The organism is Pseudomonas sp. TWI929, assembly GCF_039673335.1.
In the GTDB taxonomy this organism is placed as follows: domain Bacteria; phylum Pseudomonadota; class Gammaproteobacteria; order Pseudomonadales; family Pseudomonadaceae; genus Aquipseudomonas.
Genome location: NZ_JBDJLK010000024.1, coordinates 31,367 through 47,917, shown reverse-complemented (window position 1 = coordinate 47,917; position 16,551 = coordinate 31,367). Strand labels below are relative to the sequence as shown.

General features: G+C 63.5%; 12 protein-coding genes and 2 tRNA genes. 10 read left to right on the top strand and 4 right to left on the bottom strand.

Annotated features, from left to right (window positions below; translation table 11 throughout):
- Positions 1-10: 10 nt before the first annotated feature.
- The 10 genes from ABE456_RS12665 (at position 11) to ABE456_RS12620 (ending at position 13,123) form a co-directional block, all read left to right on the top strand.
- Complete coding sequence (locus ABE456_RS12665) at positions 11-1,441, top strand: N-acetylmuramoyl-L-alanine amidase (RefSeq protein WP_346644224.1); 1,431 nt, start codon at positions 11-13, stop codon at positions 1,439-1,441.
- Positions 1,438-3,336, top strand: a complete 1,899-nt coding sequence (mutL, locus tag ABE456_RS12660) for a DNA mismatch repair endonuclease MutL (protein ID WP_346644223.1) — start codon at positions 1,438-1,440, stop codon at positions 3,334-3,336. Before ABE456_RS12665 ends, mutL begins: the two co-directional genes overlap by 4 nt.
- Before the next feature lies 1 nt (position 3,337).
- Positions 3,338-4,309, top strand: coding sequence for a tRNA (adenosine(37)-N6)-dimethylallyltransferase MiaA (miaA, locus tag ABE456_RS12655; protein WP_346644222.1), 972 nt, complete (start codon positions 3,338-3,340; stop codon positions 4,307-4,309).
- Positions 4,310-4,403: 94 nt separating this feature from the next.
- On the top strand, positions 4,404-4,664 hold the full coding sequence (hfq, locus tag ABE456_RS12650) for an RNA chaperone Hfq (RefSeq protein WP_003258160.1): 261 nt from the start codon (positions 4,404-4,406) through the stop codon (positions 4,662-4,664).
- A 12-nt stretch (positions 4,665-4,676) separates the two neighbouring features.
- Entirely contained in the window at positions 4,677-5,978 is a 1,302-nt protein-coding gene (gene hflX / locus ABE456_RS12645) for a ribosome rescue GTPase HflX (RefSeq protein ID WP_346644221.1), read from the top strand.
- A 96-nt stretch (positions 5,979-6,074) separates the two neighbouring features.
- Entirely contained in the window at positions 6,075-7,256 is a 1,182-nt protein-coding gene (hflK, locus tag ABE456_RS12640; protein WP_346644220.1) for an FtsH protease activity modulator HflK, read from the top strand.
- Complete coding sequence (gene hflC / locus ABE456_RS12635; RefSeq protein ID WP_346644219.1) at positions 7,256-8,125, top strand: protease modulator HflC; 870 nt, start codon at positions 7,256-7,258, stop codon at positions 8,123-8,125. The genes hflK and hflC overlap by 1 nt, the downstream gene beginning before the upstream one ends.
- Positions 8,126-8,426: 301 nt before the next feature.
- Complete coding sequence (locus tag ABE456_RS12630) at positions 8,427-9,614, top strand: ATP phosphoribosyltransferase regulatory subunit (RefSeq protein WP_003249540.1); 1,188 nt, start codon at positions 8,427-8,429, stop codon at positions 9,612-9,614.
- 56 nt (positions 9,615-9,670) lie between these two features.
- Positions 9,671-10,963: an adenylosuccinate synthase gene (locus ABE456_RS12625; RefSeq protein ID WP_016712316.1), complete on the top strand. Its 1,293-nt coding sequence runs from the start codon at positions 9,671-9,673 to the stop codon at positions 10,961-10,963.
- A 225-nt stretch (positions 10,964-11,188) separates the two neighbouring features.
- Entirely contained in the window at positions 11,189-13,123 is a 1,935-nt protein-coding gene (locus tag ABE456_RS12620) for a methyl-accepting chemotaxis protein (RefSeq protein WP_346644218.1), read from the top strand.
- Positions 13,124-13,290: 167 nt separating this feature from the next.
- Here ABE456_RS12620 and ABE456_RS12615 read toward each other — a convergent pair whose 3' ends face one another.
- The 4 genes from ABE456_RS12615 to ABE456_RS12600 all read right to left on the bottom strand — a co-directional run bounded on the left by ABE456_RS12615 (position 13,291) and on the right by ABE456_RS12600 (position 16,447).
- Positions 13,291-14,856 carry an iron ABC transporter permease gene (locus ABE456_RS12615; RefSeq protein ID WP_346644217.1) on the bottom strand — a complete coding sequence of 522 codons (1,566 nt, stop codon included), beginning with the start codon at positions 14,854-14,856 and terminating at the stop codon, positions 13,291-13,293.
- Positions 14,856-15,869, bottom strand: coding sequence for an extracellular solute-binding protein (locus ABE456_RS12610; RefSeq protein ID WP_346644216.1), 1,014 nt, complete (start codon positions 15,867-15,869; stop codon positions 14,856-14,858). Before ABE456_RS12610 ends, ABE456_RS12615 begins: the two co-directional genes overlap by 1 nt.
- A 316-nt stretch (positions 15,870-16,185) precedes the next feature.
- Positions 16,186-16,272 (bottom strand) — tRNA-Leu (locus ABE456_RS12605).
- Positions 16,273-16,360: 88 nt separating this feature from the next.
- Positions 16,361-16,447: transfer RNA gene (locus tag ABE456_RS12600), tRNA-Leu, on the bottom strand.
- Positions 16,448-16,551: the final 104 nt, after the last annotated feature.

The window sequence follows — 16,551 nt, the reverse complement described above, 5'->3', positions numbered from 1 at the left end:
TGGGGTAGGTATGCGCATACGCGCACTGGTCGCCATCGTTGGGCTGCTGCTGACAACGGTGACCGTTGACGCTCTGGCCGTCACTCAAGTCAAGAGCGTGCGCCTGTGGCGCGCGCCAGACAACACGCGGCTGGTCTTCGACCTGTCTGGCCCCGTGCAGCACAGCGTCTTCACCCTGAGCGCACCTGATCGCCTGGTTATCGACATCAATGGCGCGACCCTGGCTGCGCCATTGAACGTGGCCACCTCCAACACGCCGATCAGCAGTGTGCGTTCGGCCCAGCGCACGCCGACCGACCTGCGCGTGGTGGTCGACCTGAAAAAGTCGGTCACCCCGAAAAGCTTCACCCTGGCGCCCAATGCCCAGTACGGCAACCGCCTGGTGGTCGATCTGTACGACCAGGAGGCCGATGCCATTGCGGCCAGCGCGCCGCCTCCGGCTCCAGCCCCGGTGCAAACGCCTGCGACCACGCCTGCGGTGCCGGTGACCCCGGCCCAGCCTGCCATCAAGTTGCCGCCAGTGCCTAATGGCAAGCGTGACATCGTGATTGCCATCGACGCCGGCCACGGCGGCGAAGACCCAGGCGCTTCCGGCTCGCGCGGCCAGCATGAAAAAGACATCGTGCTGCAGATTGCCCAGGAGTTGCAGCGCCAGATCAACACCGAAAGGGGCTTCCGCGCCGAGTTGACCCGTACCGGTGACTACTTCATCCCGCTGCGCAAGCGCACCGAGATTGCTCGCAAGAAGGGCGCCGACCTGTTCGTCTCGATCCACGCCGACGCCGCGCCATCCAAGGCCGCATTCGGTGCCTCGGTATTCGCCCTGTCCGACCGTGGCGCTACCTCCGAGACTGCACGTTGGCTGGCCGACACGGAAAACCGCTCTGACCTGATCGGTGGTGCCGGCAACGTCAGCCTCGACGACAAAGACCGCATGCTCGCGGGCGTGCTGCTTGACCTGTCGATGACTGCCACGCTCAGCTCCAGCCTGAATGTCGGGCAGAAGGTACTGGGCAACATGGGCCGCATCACCTCGCTGCACAAGCAGCGCGTGGAGCAGGCGGGCTTCATGGTGCTGAAGTCGCCGGATATCCCGTCGATTCTCGTCGAAACCGGGTTCATCTCCAACGCCAACGAGGCGGCCAAGCTGGCCACCCGCAGCCATCAGCAGGCGCTGGCCCGTTCGATTCATACCGGTGTGCGCCAGTTCTTCCAGCAGAACCCGCCGCCTGGTACCTATATCGCCTGGCTGCGTGACACCGGCAAGATCGCTGCTGGCCCACGTGAGCACACGGTGCGCCCTGGCGAGACCCTGGCGATGCTCGCCGTGCGCTACCAGGTCAGCGTGGCCAGCCTGCGCAGCACCAACAGCCTCAAGACCGATGAGCTGAAGGTCGGCCAGCGCCTCGATGTCCCCGCCACCACATTGGCCTCGCAATGAGTGGTGGTTCGCGCATCCAGCTGCTCAGCCCGCGGCTGGCCAACCAGATTGCCGCCGGCGAGGTTGTCGAGCGGCCGGCCTCTGTCGCCAAGGAACTGCTGGAAAACAGCCTGGACTCTGGTGCCCGGCGCATTGACGTGGAAGTGGAGCAGGGCGGCGTCAAGCTGCTGAAAGTGCGGGACGATGGCAGTGGTATTTCTGCTGACGACCTGCCGCTGGCCCTGGCCCGTCACGCCACCAGCAAGATCCGCGAGCTTGAAGACCTTGAAGGTGTGATGAGCCTGGGCTTCCGTGGCGAGGCCCTGGCATCGATCAGCTCGGTAGCGCGCTTGACCATGACCTCGCGTACCGCCAGTGCCACCGAGGCCTGGCAGGTAGAAACCGAAGGCCGCGACATGACCCCGCGGGTGCAGCCGGCGGCGCACCCGGTAGGTACTTCGGTGGAAGTGCGCGACCTGTTCTTCAATACCCCGGCCCGGCGCAAGTTCCTCAAGGCCGAGAAAACCGAATTCGATCACCTGCAGGAAGTGATCCGCCGGCTGGCGCTGGCGCGTTTCGATGTCGGCTTCCACCTACGCCACAACGGCAAGAGCATCCTCAGCCTGCACGAGGCTCATGACGAAACCGCCCGTGCGCGGCGGGTCGGCGCCATCTGCGGCCCGGGCTTCATGGAGCAGGCGCTGCCGATCGACGTCGAGCGCAATGGCCTGCGCTTGTGGGGCTGGGTCGGCCTGCCGACCTTCTCGCGCAGCCAGGCAGACCTGCAGTACTTCTTCGTCAACGGCCGTGCGGTTCGCGACAAGCTGGTCGCGCACGCCGTGCGCCAGGCCTACCGTGACGTGCTGTTCAATGGCCGGCACCCGACGTTTGTGCTGTTCCTGGAGCTGGAGCCCAACGGCGTCGACGTCAACGTGCACCCGACCAAGCACGAGGTGCGCTTCCGCGAAGGGCGCTCGGTGCACGACTTCCTGTATGGCACCCTGCACCGTGCTTTGGCCGATGTGCGCCCGGAAGACCAACTGGCCGCGCCTGCCGCCGTGCCTGAGGCGGCTCGCCCCACTGGCCAGCAGGCTGGTGAGTTCGGCCCGCAGGGCGAAATGCGCCTGGCTTCGCCGGTACTTGAACAGCCCCAGGCGCCACAGCATGCAATTTCCAATGGCGGCAGCGGCACCGGTTACCAGTATCAGTACACCCCGCGCCCTTCGCAGCCGCTGCCGGCCGCCGAGGCGCAGGCGGTGTATCGCGAGTTTTACAAACCCATGAGCGAAGGCGTGGCTACGCCTTCTGCGCTGCCCGAAAGCCAGGGTGATATCCCGCCATTGGGCTACGCGCTGGCCCAGCTCAAGGGCATCTACATCCTGGCCGAGAACGCCGTTGGCCTGGTGCTGGTGGACATGCACGCCGCCCACGAGCGCATCATGTACGAGCGCCTGAAGGTGGCCATGGCCAGCGAGGGCCTCAGCGGCCAGCCGCTGCTGGTGCCGGAAACCCTGGCCCTGAGTCAGCGCGAAGCCGACTGCGCCGAAGAACACGCGCAGTGGTTCCAGCGCCTGGGCTTCGAGCTGCAGCGCCTTGGCCCCGAGACCTTGGCAATCCGCCAGATCCCGGCCTTGCTCAAGCAAGCCGAGGCCAACCGCCTGGTGCAAGATGTGCTCGCCGACCTGATGGAGTACGGCACCAGCGACCGTATCCAGGCGCACCTCAACGAACTGCTCGGCACCATGGCCTGCCACGGCGCCGTGCGCGCCAACCGGCGCCTGGCCATTCCCGAGATGAACGCCCTGCTGCGCGACATGGAAAACACCGAGCGCAGCGGCCAGTGCAACCATGGCCGTCCCACCTGGACCCAGATGGGCCTGGACGACCTGGACAAACTCTTCCTGCGCGGTCGATGAAATGAGCGGCAAGCCCCCTGCAATATTCCTGATGGGCCCGACGGCGGCCGGCAAGACCGACCTGGCCATCGAGCTGACCAAGGTCCTGCCGTGCGAGTTGATCAGCGTCGACTCGGCGCTGGTCTACCGCGGCATGGACATCGGTTCGGCCAAACCGTCGAAAGAAATCCTCGCCGCTCACCCGCACCGGCTGATCGACATTCGTGACCCAGCCGAGAGCTATTCGGCCGCGCAGTTCCGCGCCGATGCCCTGGAAGCCATGGCCGAGATCACCGCGCGCGGCAAGATCCCGCTGCTGGTCGGCGGCACCATGCTCTATTACAAGGCATTGATCGATGGCCTGGCCGACATGCCGGCGGCCGATGCGGCGGTGCGTGCCGAGCTGGAGGCCCAGGCCGAAGCCCTCGGGCTGGCAGAACTGCATCGCCAATTGGCTGAAGTCGACCCCGAGTCGGCGGCGCGCATCCACCCCAACGACCCGCAGCGGTTGATCCGGGCGCTGGAGGTATACCGGGTGAGCGGCGAAAGCATGACAGCCCATCGCCAGCGTCAATTCGCGGAAAGTAGCGGCGCAGACGCAGGCGCTGGCGGGCATTTGCCCTATACTGTCGCGAGTTTGGCGATTGCTCCTACAGATCGTCACATTTTGCATCAACGAATTGCGTTACGATTTTCACAGATGCTGGAACAGGGCTTCGTCGACGAGGTCCGATCGCTGCGAGCCAGAAGTGACTTGCACGCCGGGCTGCCGTCTATACGGGCAGTGGGTTATCGGCAGGTCTGGGATTACCTCGACGGCAAGCTGACTGAGAATGAGATGCGTGAACGCGGTATCATTGCTACCCGGCAGCTGGCCAAGCGGCAGTTCACCTGGTTGCGTGGCTGGCCTGAAGTACACTGGCTTGACAGCCTGGCCTGCGACAATCTGTCCCGCACCTTGAAATACCTTGGGGCCATCTCCATATTGAGCTGAGTCCCTGCTGATTGCCGTCTATTCTTGCGAAGGGGCGGCCTAATTTATCGATTTTATTGATTTTCTATTATTTATCCTTACAGGAGTGCGGCATATGTCAAAAGGGCATTCGCTACAAGACCCTTACTTGAATACCTTGAGAAAAGAAAAGGTCCCAGTATCCATCTACCTGGTCAACGGCATCAAACTGCAGGGTTCGATCGAATCCTTCGACCAGTTCGTGGTACTGCTGAAGAACACCGTCAGCCAGATGGTCTACAAGCACGCCATTTCGACCGTGGTTCCTGCCCGTCCGGTTCGCCTGCCAAGCCCGTCCGACTCCGAACACGGCGACAGCGAGCCAGGCAACGCCTGATAGGAGCCTGCATTGTTCTTTGAGCGCCACGGTGGTGGTGAGCGGGCGCTGCTCGTTCACTTGGAAGGTCAGAACCCTGAGGCGCGCGAAGACCCGCAGGAGTTTCAGGAACTGGCATTGTCGGCGGGTGCCGACATCGTCTCGCTGGTCACGGTGACAAGGCATCAGCCTTCCGCCAAATACCTGATTGGCAGTGGCAAGGTCGAGGAGTTGCACGACCTGGTCCATGCCGAGCAGGTAGACCTGGTGATTTTCAATCACACCCTCACGCCCAGTCAGGAGCGCAACCTCGAACGTGTGTTCGAGTGTCGTGTGCTCGACCGCACCGGGCTGATCCTCGATATCTTCGCCCAACGGGCGCGTACCCATGAAGGCAAGCTGCAGGTTGAACTGGCCCAGCTGGAGCACATGAGCACGCGGCTGGTGCGCGGCTGGACCCACCTTGAGCGACAAAAAGGTGGTATCGGCCTGCGCGGCCCGGGTGAGACCCAGCTGGAAACCGACCGCCGCCTGCTGCGGGTGCGCATTCGCCAGATCAAATCCCGCCTGGAGAAGGTACGCAGCCAGCGCGAGCAGGCGCGCCGCGGGCGCAAGCGCGCGGATATCCCGTCGGTATCGCTGGTGGGCTACACCAACGCCGGCAAGTCCACGCTGTTCAACGCCCTGACCGAATCCGAGGTGTACGCCGCGGATCAGCTGTTCGCCACCCTCGACCCGACCCTGCGCCGGCTCGAGCTCAACGACCTGGGGCCGATCGTGCTGGCCGACACCGTGGGCTTCATTCGCCACCTGCCGCACAAGCTGGTCGAGGCATTTCGGGCTACGCTCGAAGAGTCGAGCAACTCTGACCTGCTGGTGCATGTGATCGACGCCCATGAGCCAGAGCGCATGGAACAGATCGAGCAGGTGCTGGCGGTGTTGGGCGAGATTGGCGCCGAAGGGTTGCCGATCCTCGAGGTCTATAACAAACTCGACTTGCTCGAAGATGTCGAGCCACAGATCCAGCGCAATGCCGATGGCAAGCCGGAACGGGTCTGGGTATCGGCACGCGATGGGCGTGGCCTGGAGCTGGTTGGCCAGGCGATTGCCGAGTTGCTGGGGGAAGATCTGTTTGTCGGTACCCTGTGCCTGGAGCAGCGTTTTGCCCGCTTGCGCGCGCAATTCTTTGCCTTGGGCGCCGTGCAGAGTGAAGAGCATGATGAAGAAGGGCGCAGCCTGCTAAGCGTGCGACTGCCCATGGTCGAACTGAATCGCCTGGTCAGCCGTGAAGGCATGGAGCCGCAAGTGTTTGTCGAGCAACACACTTTGCAATAAATGCCCGTCGAGGTCGCCGGGCAGCAGTGACAGGCATTCTGTAGCATTGGACGGCGCGCCGTGGGCGCGTCTTTGCTTTATCAGATGGAGAGCGCTATGGCTTGGAACGAGCCGGGTGGCAACTCGAACAATCAGGATCCCTGGGGCGGCCGCCGTGGTGGCGGTGGCGGTGGTGGGGACAAGAAAGGTCCGCCGGATCTGGACGAGGCCTTCCGCAAATTGCAGGACAGCCTGAACGGCATGTTCGGCAGTGGCAAAAAACGTGGCGGTGCTGATCGCAATGCCGGCAAGGGCGGTGGCCTGGGCCTGCTTGGCATCGGCCTGGCGGTGCTGGCTGCCATCTGGCTGTACAGTGCCGTGTACGTGGTCGACGAGCAGGAGCAGGCCGTGGTGCTGCGCTTCGGCAAGTACTATGAGACGGTCGGCCCCGGCCTGAACATCTACTTCCCGCCGATCGATCGCAAGTACATGGAAAACGTCACGCGTGAGCGTGCCTACACCAAGCAGGGCCAGATGCTGACCGAAGACGAGAACATCGTCGAGGTGCCGCTGACCGTCCAGTACAAGATCAGCAACCTGCAGGACTTCGTGCTCAACGTCGACCAGCCTGAGGTGAGCCTGCAACACGCGACCGACAGCGCCCTGCGCCATGTGGTGGGTTCCACCTCGATGGACCAGGTGCTGACCGAAGGCCGTGAGCAGATGGCCGTGGATATCCGCGAACGCCTGCAGCGCTTCCTCGACAACTACCGTACCGGTATCAGCGTCACCCAGGTCAACGTACAGAGCGCGGCAGCCCCGCGTGAAGTGCAGGAAGCCTTCGATGACGTAATCCGTGCCCGTGAAGACGAGCAGCGCGCCCGCAACCAGGCCGAGTCCTACGCCAATGGCGTGGTGCCGGAAGCCCGTGGTCAGGCCCAGCGCATCATCGAGGACGCCAACGGTTACCGCGACGAAGTCATCGCCCGCGCCAAGGGTGAGGCCGACCGCTTCACCAAGCTGCTGGGTGAGTACCGCAAGGCACCTGACGTGACCCGCCAGCGCCTGTACCTGGAGACCATGCAAGAGGTCTACAGCAAGTCGAGCAAGGTCATGGTGGCGACCAAGGACGGGCAGAGCAACCTGCTCTACCTGCCATTGGACAAGATGGTCGAAGGCAGCCGCAACCCGTCCGCGCCAACCACCAGCGTGTCGCCATCGGCCAACGATGCGGCCGCCCGTGCGGCGCAGGACCTGCAACAGCAACAGCAGCCGCTGCGCACTAGGGAGAGCCGCTGATGAGCAATAGATCGCTGATCGCCCTGATCGCCGCCGTGGTCCTGGCCATTGTGGCCTGGAACAGTTTCTACATCGTGTCCCAGACCGAGCGTGCGGTTTTGCTGCGCTTCGGTAAGGTGGTTCAGGCAGATGTTCAGCCGGGCCTGCACGTGAAGATTCCGTACGTGAACCAGGTGCGCAAGTTCGACGCCCGTCTGATGACCCTCGACGCCCCGACCCAGCGGTTCCTGACCCTGGAGAAAAAAGCGGTGATGGTCGACGCCTACGCCAAGTGGCGCGTCAAGGACGCCGAACGCTTCTACACCGCTACCTCCGGCATGAAGCAGATCGCCGACGAGCGTCTGTCGCGTCGCCTGGAAAGCGGCCTGCGTGACCAGTTCGGTAAACGTACCCTGCACGAAGTGGTTTCCGGTGAACGTGACGCACTGATGGCTGACATCACGGCATCGCTGAACCGTATGGCCAACAAGGAGCTGGGTATCGAGGTGGTCGACGTGCGCGTCAAGGCCATCGACCTGCCGAAGGAAGTCAACCGCAGCGTGTTCGACCGCATGAGCACCGAGCGTGAGCGTGAAGCCCGCGAGCACCGCGCCAAGGGTAACGAGCTGGCTGAAGGTATCCGTGCCGATGCCGACCGTCAGCGCCGTGTACTGCTGGCAGAGGCCTATCGCGAAGCAGAAGAAACCCGTGGTGACGGCGATGCCCAGTCGGCCGCCATCTACGCCAAGGCTTACACCCAGGACGCCGATTTCTATGCGTTCTACCGTAGCCTGCAGGCCTACCGCGAGAGCTTCTCAAGCAAGAGCGACGTGCTGGTCCTGGACCCGAAGAACGAGTTCTTCCGCTACCTGGACAAGAGCAGGCCTTGATGCTCAGGCCCTGATTTTCATGCAGCAGCGCCCCGCCGGGCAGCTAAAACACCAGGCGGGGTGCATCCTGAATGAAAAGGGGTGTATGATGAGGCAGCCGGGAAATTTCCCGGCTTTTTTGCGTCTGCAAGGTTGATTGGCAAAGCGCCAGTCGACGGTTTGGTCAGCTCGCAAGGCAATTTGAGGGTATCGGGTACGGTGGCTGCGCTGGGATCAGTGCTGCCCGCTGCTGTGCGCGATACCGGCTTTACTGACGGCTCGCCTGCTGGCAAGCCGCCCGGACCAGAGGGGAAATGGCGTAATGGCAACGGTAGACCGCTGGCTGCTGCCAGATGGCATCGAGGAAGTACTGCCACCTGAGGCTGCGCGCATCGAGATCGCGCGCCGCCAGGTGTTGGACCTGTTCCAGAGTTGGGGCTACGAACTGGTCGTCACCCCGCATATCGAGTACCTGGAGTCGCTGCTTACCGGCGCCGGCCAGGACCTGGATCAGCGTACCTTCAAGGTAGTGGACCCGCAGTCCGGCCGCCTGATGGGCTTCCGCGCCGACTTCACCCCGCAGGTGGCGCGCATCGACGCCCACACCCTGCGCCGTGAAGGCCCGAGCCGCTTGTGCTATGCCGGCAGCGTGCTGCACGCCCAGCCGCGTGCACTGTCCACTTCGCGCAGCCCGATCCAGTTGGGTGCCGAACTGTACGGCGACGCCAGCCCTACCAGCGATGTGGAAGTCATCAGCCTGATGCTCGCCACCTTGCAGCTGGCCGATGTACCGGATGTGCACATGGACCTTGGCCACGTCGGTATCTACCGCGGCCTGGCCCGTGCCGCCGGGCTGTCCGGTGCGGTCGAGCAACAGCTGTTCGATGCCATGCAACGCAAGGCCGTCGATGAAGTGCAGGCGCTGACCGCCGACCTGCCGAAGGACCTGGGCAACATGCTGCGCGCGCTGGTCGAGCTGTGCGGTGGCCGCGAAGTGCTGGCTGAAGCCCGTGTGCGCCTGGGTCGAGCCCCGGCCAGCGTGCTGGCGGCGCTGGACGACCTGCTGGCGATCGCCGATCGCCTGGCCTCGCGCTACCCGGACCTGCCGCTGTATTTCGACCTCGGCGAGCTGCGCGGTTACCACTACCACACCGGCGTGGTGTTCGCGGTGTTCGTGCCTGGCGAAGGTCAATCGATCGCCCAGGGCGGCCGCTACGACGACATCGGCGCCGATTTTGGCCGGGCGCGCCCGGCCACCGGTTTCTCCACGGATTTGAAGACCCTGGTCACACTGGGGCGAGCGGAGGTCGTATTGCCAACTGGCGGCATCTGGATGCCGGACAGTGGCGACGCGGCCCTCTGGCAGCAAGTCTGCCAGTTGCGCAACGAGGGCCAGCGTGTGGTCCAGGCTTTGCCTGGCCAGCCGTTGAGTGCTGCTCTCGAGGCGGATTGTGATCGGCAATTGATTCAGCAAGACGGGCGCTGGCAGGTTCTGCCGCTGGCCCAGTGAGTTTCTGCGTCGGCAACAGGCCGGCAACCAAGTTTGCGTGAATGAGGACCAATGTAATGGGTAAGAATGTCGTCGTCCTGGGCACCCAGTGGGGTGATGAGGGCAAAGGCAAGATCGTCGATCTGCTGACCGAACATGCTGCCGCCGTAGTGCGCTACCAGGGTGGCCACAACGCGGGTCACACCCTGGTGATCAACGGTGAAAAGACCGTTCTGCACCTGATTCCCTCGGGCATCCTGCGTGAAGGCGTACAGTGCCTGATCGGCAACGGCGTGGTCGTTGCCCCGGACGCCCTGATGCGTGAAATCACCAAGCTGGAAGAGAAGGGCGTACCGGTGCGTGAGCGCCTGCGCATCTCCCCGGCTGCGCCGCTGATCCTGTCGTACCACGTGGCCCTGGACCAGGCCCGCGAAAAAGCCCGTGGCGAAGCCAAGATCGGCACAACTGGCCGTGGTATCGGCCCAGCCTACGAAGACAAGGTTGCTCGTCGCGGCCTGCGCGTAGGCGACCTGTTCCACCGCGAGCGTTTCGCCGCCAAGCTGGGTGAGCTGCTGGACTACCACAACTTCCAGCTGGTGAACTACTACAAAGAGCCGGCCATCGACTTCCAGCAGACCCTGGACGAGTGCATGGCCTACGCTGAGCAGCTCAAGCCGATGATGCTCGACGTCACCGCCGAGCTGCACAACCTGCGCCGCGCCGGCAAGGACATCATGTTCGAAGGCGCCCAGGGCTCGCTGCTGGACATCGACCACGGTACCTACCCGTACGTCACCAGCTCCAACACCACTGCTGGCGGTATTTCCACCGGCTCCGGCGTTGGCCCGATGTACCTGGACTACATCCTGGGTATCACCAAGGCCTACACCACTCGCGTAGGTTCCGGTCCGTTCCCGACCGAACTGTTCGACGAGACCGGCGCTACCCTGGCCAAGCGTGGCCACGAGTTCGGCTCCACCACCGGCCGTGCCCGTCGTTGCGGCTGGTTCGATGCCGTCATCCTGCGTCGCGCCATCGACGTCAACAGCATCTCGGGCATCTGCCTGACCAAGCTGGACGTACTGGACGGCCTGGAAACCATCAACATCTGCGTTGGCTACAAGAACGAGAACGGTGCTGTCATCGACGCGCCTTCCGATGCCGACAGCTACATCGGCCTGGAGCCAGTGTACGAAGAGATGCCAGGCTGGAGCGAGTCGACCGTGGGCGTGAAAACCCTGGAAGAACTGCCGGCCAACGCTCGCGCCTACATCAAGCGCATCGAAGACCTGATCGGCGCGCCGATCGACATCATCTCCACCGGCCCGGACCGCAACGAGACCATCGTGCTGCGTCACCCGTTCGCCTGATCTGCCTTCCAGGCTGATCTGACGCCGTGGCCCTGAAAGGGGCTGCGGCGTTTTCATTTGTGGGGTATGCCTGCACCGGCCCCGTCGCCGACAAGCCAGCCCACAGGCAACCCCCATTGCTAAACCTTGGCGTTTATCCCTGCTGTCCCCGGCACAACCCTTGCTGTAAGAAACGTCTGATGATGCCATCAAAATAGTGGCGCCAGAAAACACGAGGGTTACACCGTGTCTGCCATCCTCTCACTGTTACGAAGCCGCCTTTTGCGGCCTGTGTTTGTTGCCCTTGGTATCGCTCTTTTGGTGCAGGTGCTGGTTGCCGTTGCGCTCACCCGCAGCACGATCACCGCGCTGGAGGCCGATCTTGGTCAGCGCCTGGGCAATGACAGCCGCCAGCTCGCCACCGAGCTGGAGCAAGCCGGGCAAGATGTTCGCTCGGGCCTCGACGGCCTTTCCAGCAGCACCCGCCAGCGCTTGAGTGCCGGTTTGTCTGCCCGCCTGCAAAGCGAGCAGCAACAACTGCGCAGCACCCTGGAGAAGAACCTCAAGGACTCTGCCAACGACATGGCCGAGCTGCTGGCTTCGGTCGCCCCGCGGGCGATCTGGGATAACGACGTGCCGGTGCTTTCCGACTTCGCCCGACGTGCCCAGCGCAACCCCAACGTGCTGTTCGTTGTCTACGACGACGCCCAGGGCCAGCACCTTACCCGCTACCTGAACCGGCAGAACCCGATCAACCAGACATTGATGGAGAAGGGCCAGGGCGAGCGCGCGCTGGACAAGGTGATCGATGCGGCCCGGCGTGACCCAGCGGTGTACTTCGTCGAAGCCCCGATCAACCCCAACGGCGCCGAAATCGGCAAGGTGGTGATGGGGGTTTCCACGGCTGGCATCGATCAGGAACTCAAGGCTCTCGACCAGCGCTTCGCGGCGTTGATCGCCAGCGGTGAACAACTGGTTGGCGACAGCCTGGTCGGCGCTGCCGCCGACAGTGGCAAGACTCTGCGCGAGCGCCTGGAAAAGGCGCAGGGCAGTGCTGCCGCCATGCAGGCCAACACCGCGCAGACCGTGCGCGATGCTGCTGCGCAGCTGCGCTGGCGCATCGGCCTGGGCCTGGTGCTGGTAGGCCTGGGCGTGTTGCTGGTGGTGGCCGTGGTGCTTGGTCGCCGGGTGCTGAGCAAGCTGCGCCTGTTGATTGCTGCCCTCGACGACTTGGCCGCCGGCGAAGGCGACTTGACCAAGCGCGTGCCGCTCGACAGCCGCGACGAAATTGGCGACATGGCCTCGGCGGTGAACCGCTTTGTCGACAAACTGCAGCCGATCGTGCGCGAGGCGGGCGAGGTGGCGCAGCGCACTGGCGTCGAGATTGGCGCGATGGCTCAGCGCAATGCCGGTGCCGATGCTGCTGCCGCGCTACAGCGCGACGAAGTGGCGGCTAGCCTGCGCGACCTGTCGAGCATGGCCGACGAAGCCCAGGCCGAAAGCCACGCTATGCAGGCAGCCCTGCAGCAGGTGGTGGATATCCGCCAGGCTACTGATGAGAACAGTCGCACCTCGACGCAGTTGGCCGGTTTGATCGAGAACCTGGCCGGGCAGGTGGACGCCGGCTCCCAGGTGATCGAGCGCTTGGCAAAGCAGAGTGAGCAGATCGAAGTGGTGCTTACGGTGATCCACGGCATCGCCGAGCAGACCAACCTGCTGGCCTTGAACGCCGCTATCGAAGCGGCCCGGGCTGGCGAAACCGGGCGTGGCTTTGCCGTGGTGGCGGATGAGGTGCGGGCGCTGGCGAGCAAGACGCAAAGCTCCACGGGGGATATCCAGGCGCATATCGCCGCGTTGCAGAAAGGTGCGAAGGAGGCCGTGGCCACCATCAGCCAGGCTGGGCTCAAGGCCAGCGAAGGGCTGCTGGTGCTGCGTGACAACGAGCGCCGTCAGCAGTCTGTGCAGGTGGCCGTGGAACAGGTGCATGCGGCCATCGGTCTGGCGACCCGGGCGGCTGAGCAGCAGGCGAGCGGGGCACAGGCGGTGCGTGGGCGGGTAGAGACCATTCATGCCCAGGCCGAGCGCTCGGCTGAAGTGGTGATGCAGACTACGGCCAGTAGCAAGGTGCTGGATGATTTGGCAGCGCAGCTGCGGGCGAGCTTAGGTCAGTTCCGAGCCTGATCATGCCGATGCGGTCTTTTGTGGGAGCGGCCTTGTGTCGCGATAGGGCCGCGTAGCGGCCCCAGCAGTCTTTGTGTCGGCGCCGATATCCTGGGGCTGCTGCGCAGCCCTATCGCGACACAAGGCCGCTCCCACAGGTACTGCGCAGGCCTGGAGGGCGGCGTGGTTCAGGCCTTGTTCAGGTACATCCGCGTTGTCAGCAGGTAAACCGGCAACCCCGACACCACGATCAGCAGCGCCGCATAAGGCGCAGCTGCCGCAAACTCGACGTTTGCCGTATGCGCCCACACCTCGGTCGCCAGGGTGGTCATGCCAGTCGGGCTGAGCAGCAGGGTCGCCGTCAGCTCCTTCATGGCATCCAGGAACACCAGGGCAAAGGCCGCCGCCATGGCCGGGAAGATGATTGGCAAGGTCACCCGGCAGAACGCCGTAAAGCTGCTCGCGCCCAAGGTGCGCGCGGCTTCTTCCAGCGTTGGCGAAGCCTTGTTCAGTGCGGTGCGCACTGGCGACTGCGCCAGCGGCAGGAACAATAGCGCATAGGCCAGCAGCAACAACGCCGTGGTCTGGTACAGCGCCGGCACGTAGTGCAGGGCGAAGAACACCAGGGTCAGGGCAATCACCAGGCCGGGCAGGGCGTGCAGCAGGTACGGCAGGCGCTCGGCCCAGATCGCCAGGCGGCCTTTATAACGCACCACCAGGAAGCTGATCGGCAGGGCCAGCAGTACGCAGAAGCCAGCACCGCCAAGCGATACCGACAGCGAAGTGAACAGCGCCTTGGAGATGGCCGCCACCGGGAACGCCGCCGACGAACCAACGCTCAGCCAGTAGCCGAGCATGGCCAGCGGAATACCGCTGCCCAGCACCGCCAGGCTCACGCAGAACAGCTGCGCCAGCACCGCCCAGCCACGCAGCCGCACCGGTTGCGCGCGCCGCGCCACACCTTGGCCGATGCGCACATGGCGGGCCTTGCCGCGTACGCGCAATTCCAGCCACAGCATCACCAGGCACATCACCAGCAGCACGGCAGACAGCATGGCTGCGTTGGCATTGCTGAACTCCAGTTCGAACTGTTGGTAGATCGCCGTGGTGAAGGTTTGCAGGCCGAGGATCGACAGTGCGCCAAACTCGACCAGCATGTGCAGGGCAATCAGCAGCGCGCCGCCGAGCATCGACGGCCACAGCAGCGGCAGGGTGACCTTGCTGAGCACGCCCCAGCGGCTGCAACCCAGTGTGCGCGCCGACTCCTCCAGCGAGGTGTCGAGGTTGCGCAGGGTTGCGGCCACCGGCAGGAACACCAGTGGGTACTTGGACAGGGCCATGACCATGATTGCCCCGCCCAGCCCTTCGAAGTCCGAGCTCAGCGATACCCAGGTGAAACTGCTGACGAACGACGGTACGGCGAATGGCAGGCACAGCACCACGCCCCACAGCCGGCGGCCGGCCAGGTTGCTGCGTTCCAGCAGCCAGGCCAACGCCAGGCCAACCACCATGCAGGTCAGTGTCACCCCGACCATCAGCATCAGGGTGTTGCGCATCAGCCCCCAGACAAAGGGCCGCCACAGCAGGTGCAAGGCTTCGCGCCAGCCGGCTTCCCAGGCTTTGATGGCGACATAGGCCAGCGGTAGCAGGCTCATCGCCACCAGGAACAGCACAGGCAGCACCACCCAGATGGAGGGGCGTTTGCGGCGCGGTACGAAGCGTGCCCGCACCGGCTCGGACATGGCGGCGGTCATCAGAGCAGGCCGACCTCGCGTTCAAGCTCGATGGCTTCCTCGGCATTGCCAAGGTCAGCCGGCGAAATTTTTGGCGGGCGCAGCTCTTCGAACGGCTTCAGGCCACGGTCAGAGACCATGCCCTTGTGCAGTGGGTATTCGGCGGTGGTCTGGGTGATCACGCGCTGGCCTTCTTCGCTGGCCATCCAGTTCAGCAGCGCCTGGGCTTCTTTCGGGTGCTTGCTGGCCTTGACCACGGCGGCACCAGAGATGGTCACCAGGTTGCCGGCATCGCCGTCGGCCAGGTAGTACAGCTTGGAGTCGAGCTTGCCGCGCTCGCGCTCCAGGGCATACCAGTAATAGTTGTTCACCAACACGGCGGCGACTTCGCCTTTCTCCACGGCCTTGAGTGCGACCATGTTGTTGGTATAGGTCTTGCCAAAGGCTTTCAGGCCGGTCAGCCATTCTTCGGTGGCTTCACGACCATGCATTTTCAGGATGGCCACGGCCTGTTCCTGGAAGGCACCGCTGGTCGGTACGTAGCCAACGCGGCCTTCCCACTCGGGGTTGGCGAAGTCCATCACTGTGGTCGGCAAGTCTTTCTCGTCGACCTTCTTCGGGTTGAACACGACGATGCGCGTACGGGCGGTGATGCCCATCCAGGTGCCGTTGGCGCCAACGTACTCCTTGGGCATCATGTTCGCGGTAGCGTCGTCGATTTTCGCCAGCAGGCCCAGTTCGCCGAGGTTGTTCAGCGGCGGGGACTCTTCGGTGTAGATGATGTCGGCCGGCGAGCGCTCGCCTTCCTCGATGATCTGGCTGGCCAGCTGGTTGCTGCTGCCCTTGCGGATATTGATGTGAATGCCGGTCTTGGCCTCATAGGCCTTGGCAATGGCTTCGCCGATTTCCTTGTGCTGACCGTTGTACATGGTCAGGGTGACCGGTGCGTCTGCCATGGCGGCCGGTGCGCCGATGACCAGGCTCAGCACGGCGGCGGCCAAGGTGCGCATCAGCGGTTGCGGGCGGATCGTCATGCGGGTACTTCCTCGCTTACGGCTACATATTTGGAAACAATGGTAAACGAAATCGTTTCTCAAGTGGCCGGGTGACGAGAAATTCATGGGGCAGACGATGGTGTAACAGCCTTGAAGGTGTGTTGGCTGTGCTGGCCTCTTCGCGGGCACGCCCGCTCCCACAGGTATTTTGCTAGCCGAACGGCCTGTGATGATCCTGTGGGAGCGGGCGTGCCCGCGAAGAGGTCGGAACAGGTTTGCACCTGTGACCGAGAGAGGAGGGATACAAAAATCGCAGACAAGAAAAAACCCACTAGCAAGCTAGTGGGTTTTTGTATGGTGCCCAGGAGAAGACTCGAACTTCCACGACCGTTAAGTCACTGATACCTGAAACCAGCGCGTCTACCAATTCCGCCACCTGGGCAAAGCTTTGCATCATCTGATGAAGGCGACTATCGTTCGCTTTCACACAGTAGTAACAGATCCTTGGTCATCTGTTACTTGAAAATATTTGGTGCCCAGGAGAAGACTCGAACTTCCACGACCTTGCGGTCACTGATACCTGAAACCAGCGCGTCTACCAATTCCGCCACCTGGGCACACATTCGAGATTACTTGATGCTTTACAGCGCCTTTCGTCTCTACTACAACTTCAGCAACTTCGAGGTTGTCCGTCGTTGTGGTGCGCACTATACGGACGCTC

Coding starts and splice junctions, on each gene's coding strand:
- miaA (WP_346644222.1), top strand. CDS start 3,338: ATGAGCGGCAAGCCCCCTGCAATATTCCTGATGGGCCCGACGGCGGCC.
- ABE456_RS12665 (WP_346644224.1), top strand. CDS start 11: ATGCGCATACGCGCACTGGTCGCCATCGTTGGGCTGCTGCTGACAACG.
- hflK (WP_346644220.1), top strand. CDS start 6,075: ATGGCTTGGAACGAGCCGGGTGGCAACTCGAACAATCAGGATCCCTGG.
- ABE456_RS12610 (WP_346644216.1), bottom strand. CDS start 15,869: ATGACGATCCGCCCGCAACCGCTGATGCGCACCTTGGCCGCCGCCGTG.
- hflC (WP_346644219.1), top strand. CDS start 7,256: ATGAGCAATAGATCGCTGATCGCCCTGATCGCCGCCGTGGTCCTGGCC.
- ABE456_RS12625 (WP_016712316.1), top strand. CDS start 9,671: ATGGGTAAGAATGTCGTCGTCCTGGGCACCCAGTGGGGTGATGAGGGC.
- hfq (WP_003258160.1), top strand. CDS start 4,404: ATGTCAAAAGGGCATTCGCTACAAGACCCTTACTTGAATACCTTGAGA.
- mutL (WP_346644223.1), top strand. CDS start 1,438: ATGAGTGGTGGTTCGCGCATCCAGCTGCTCAGCCCGCGGCTGGCCAAC.
- ABE456_RS12630 (WP_003249540.1), top strand. CDS start 8,427: ATGGCAACGGTAGACCGCTGGCTGCTGCCAGATGGCATCGAGGAAGTA.
- ABE456_RS12615 (WP_346644217.1), bottom strand. CDS start 14,856: ATGACCGCCGCCATGTCCGAGCCGGTGCGGGCACGCTTCGTACCGCGC.